Below are 2,471 nucleotides of genomic sequence, written 5' to 3' on the forward strand. Positions count from 1 at the left end.
GAGATCAAGCGGATCACACCGTCACTCTGGGCGCCGGGTCTGTTGGTGATGGCGGTTGCGGCCGTTGGATGGATATTGGGGGAGGCGGCAGGAGTCGCGCTGGCGCGGCATCTGGCGCTGGTGATGTTCCTGCAGGGCAGCGTCATCGCGCTGCTGGGGCCGCATGTCGCCCGCGCGCTGCTGTTTCCGCTGTCCTACGCCCTGTTCCTCGTGCCATTGGGCGAGGAGCTGGTCCCCGCGCTGCAGATGATCACCGCCGACATATCGATGGTGCTGCTAGACTGGTCGGGCATCCCCGCGCACATCGAGGGGGTGTTCATCTCGACCCCGACCGGGCTGTTCCGCGTTGCAGAAGCCTGTTCGGGGGTGATGTTCCTGATCGCGATGATCGCTTATGGCGTGCTGGTCGCCAATGTCTGCTTCAAGCGCTGGTCGCGCCGCATCGCGTTCTTAGGGATGGCGGTCATTGTGCCGATCCTCGCCAATGGGGTGCGCGCCTTTGGCACCATCTGGATCGCGCACCATTACGGGCTCGATTTCGCCACCGGGTTCGATCACATCTTCTACGGCTGGATCTTCTTCGCGCTGGTCATGGCCCTGGTGATGGCAATAGGCTGGCGGTTCTTTGACCGGGGTCTCGATGATCCGTTCATAGAGCCTGCGCTGGCGGCACGGCTCGCAGCGCAATCGGCGGTGGTGCAGGCCAATCCGCGCCCGGTGTTCGCTGCGATGGCGATGGTGATGGCGCTGCCGTTCGGCTGGGCGTTCATGGGCATACCTGCCCCTGCGACTTTGCCCGCCGGCGATCCGCTTCCCGATGTGCCCGGCTGGACGCGCGCGCCGTATCAGCCATCGCGCCCGTGGTTGCCTGCTGCGCAAGGCGCCAACAGCACCGACATCGCCAGCTACACCAAGGATGGCGAACGCGTCGACCTGTTCGTCGCGCTCTTCGATGGTCAGTCGGAAGGCCGCGAGATCACCGGCTTCGGCCAGGGTGCGCTCGACCCGGATGGCGACTGGCAATGGGTGGAAGGCGGCGCTGTGGCCGCTCAAGGCAAGGCCGAGGTAATCACCGGGCTGGACCGCACCGTGCGCGATGTCGTGACCTATTACCGCATCGGCGACCTGGTGACCGGCAGCAACCTGCAGGTGCGCATCGCGACGCTAAAGGCGCGGCTGCTGCGCCAGAGCCAGCCCGCGCTGATGCTGATCGTCTCGGCAGAGCGCAATGACCGCCGCTCGGCGCGACAGGCGCTCGATGCCTTTGTGACCGATGCGGGCGGCCCGCAGACACTGGCTGACACCGTGCTGGCGCGGGACTAGGGCCAACCCATGTGCGGCATTGCGGGCATCTTCCACCTTGAAACGGCAAAGCCGGTTGATCCCGCGCGTTTGCAGGCGATGACCGATGTGATTGCGCATCGCGGCCCCGATGGCGAGGGCCAGTGGCTCGCGCCGGGCATCGGCCTCGGCCACCGCCGCCTGTCGATCATCGACCTCGCCGGCAGCCCGCAGCCGATGCTGAGCGCCGATGAGGCCGAAGTGCTGATCTTCAACGGCGAGATCTACAACTTCCAGGCGGTGCGCAGCGAACTCGCCGCGCTGGGCCACGTCTTCCGCACCAGCGGCGACACCGAGGTGATCCTCGCGGCATGGCGGCAATGGGGCGCGGGGTGTCTTGACCGGCTCAACGGCATGTTCGCCTTTGCGCTGTATGACCAGCGCACCCGCCGCCTGTTTCTGGCGCGCGACCGGCTGGGGGTGAAGCCGCTCTACTATGCGCCGCTCGCCGATGGCAGCGTGATCTTCGCCTCTGAGCTCAAGGGGTTGATGGCGCACCCGGCGCTGCGCCGCGCGCCCGATCCGCAGGCGGTCGATGACTATCTGGCGTTTGGCTATGTCCCCGATCACCGCTGCTTCATCGCGGGCGTCCACAAGCTGCCCGCCGGTCACTGGCTGATGCTCGAGCGCGGCAAGCCTTTGCCCGATCCGGTGCAGTGGTGGGATGTCGACTTCTCGGCGCGCGCGCGCGGATCTGTCGATGACTTGCAGGCCGAGCTGCTCTATCTGATGCGCGAGGCGGTGTCCTCGCGGATGGTCGCCGACGTGCCGCTGGGCGCATTTCTTTCGGGCGGGGTCGATTCCTCGACGGTCGTCGCGCTGATGGCCGAGCGCAGCAAACAGGCGGTCAAGACCTGCAGCATCGGCTTCGATTTCGCGGCGCTCGATGAGAGCGCTTATGCGCAGCGCATCGCCGAGCGGTTCGCGACCGACCACCGCAGCCGAACCGTCTCGCCCGACGACCTTGGCGTCATCGACCGGGTTGCCGCGCAGTTCGACGAGCCCTTCGCGGATGCCTCAATGCTGCCGACCTTCCGGGTGTGCGAATTGGCGCGCGAGGGCGTCACTGTCGCGCTGTCGGGCGATGGCGCGGACGAGGCGCTGGCGGGCTATCGCCGTCAGGTGTTCCA

General features: G+C 66.8%; 2 protein-coding genes. Both read left to right on the forward strand.

Annotation, left to right across the window (positions count from 1 at the left end; genetic code table 11):
* The coding region (gene xrtA / locus ACEW8G_RS11875; RefSeq protein WP_373488630.1) for an exosortase A at positions 1-1,323 on the forward strand (1,323 nt) is incomplete at its 5' end.
* A 9-nt stretch (positions 1,324-1,332) separates the two neighbouring features.
* On the forward strand, positions 1,333-2,471 hold a 1,139-nt coding region (gene asnB / locus ACEW8G_RS11880; protein WP_373488631.1), incomplete at its 3' end, for an asparagine synthase (glutamine-hydrolyzing).

Source organism: Blastomonas sp. (assembly GCF_041747255.1).
GTDB lineage: Bacteria > Pseudomonadota > Alphaproteobacteria > Sphingomonadales > Sphingomonadaceae > Blastomonas.